2 protein-coding genes are annotated in these 816 nt (G+C 52.0%); both read left to right on the plus strand.

Annotated features, from left to right (window positions below; all coding sequences use genetic code 11):
* The first annotated feature begins 32 nt into the window (after window positions 1-32).
* The gene (locus ABRP87_RS11230; RefSeq protein WP_023022502.1) at window positions 33-341 is read left to right on the plus strand and encodes a transposase; all 309 of its coding nucleotides are present in this window, start codon (window positions 33-35) and stop codon (window positions 339-341) included.
* A partial coding sequence (locus tag ABRP87_RS11235) for an IS3 family transposase (protein ID WP_349868864.1) occupies window positions 341-816 on the plus strand: 476 nt, incomplete at its 3' end. The genes ABRP87_RS11230 and ABRP87_RS11235, both read left to right, overlap by 1 nt.

Genomic DNA, 816 nt, shown 5'->3' on the forward strand with positions numbered 1-816 from the left:
GGATCTTGTGTCCGTAGGAGAGGATGTTCATTGTGAGTTCGTCAAGGAAGAAGTACACCCCGGAGTACCGGCAGGAGGCCGCCAGACTGGTCATTGAGTCTGGGCGCCCAATCGCTCATGTGGCTAAGGAAATTAGCGTATCAGCCACAATTTTAGGCAGGTGGGTCAAACTTGAGCGGGAACGCCAAGGCTCGGTAGATGGCCGCAGTGATGCCGATATACGAGCCGAAAACGCTCGCCTGCGTCGTGAGCTAGCTGAGGCCAAGATGGATAATGAGTTCTTGTCAAAAGCCACCGCCTTCTTCGCTGCGAAGCAACGCGATCGGAAAAATTTGAGCTAATGCAGCAGGAGAAGGCGAACTACAGCATCAAACGAATGAGCAGGTTATTAGAGGTTTCTCGTTCTGGCTACTATAAATGGCAAAAGGCTCAAGCAGTACGGCTTCGTGGTGAAAATCAGCGTCAGAGATTCCTCGACCAGTTAGACAGGAAAATTCATGACATCTGGGAAGATTCTGACGAAGTCTACGGTGCCCCACGGATTACTGCAGAACTCGCCGAGGGTGGGGTCTATGTGAATCGCAAAACCGTGGCCAAACGCATGCGGATGATGGGTATTGAAGGCATCTCACCCAGGGCGTTTGTTCCCGTAACGACGATTCAATCCAAGCGGAAGTCCACGCTTCCAGACCTAGTGAAACGCCTATTTGATCAAGGGCAGCTTAATCGAGTGTGGATGTCGGATATTACCTATCTACGCACGAATGAGGGCTGGCTGTACCTATGCGTTATCCGCGATGGACACTCCCGCCGAGT

Source organism: Corynebacterium sp. KPL2830 (genome assembly GCF_040225635.1).
GTDB lineage: Bacteria > Actinomycetota > Actinomycetes > Mycobacteriales > Mycobacteriaceae > Corynebacterium.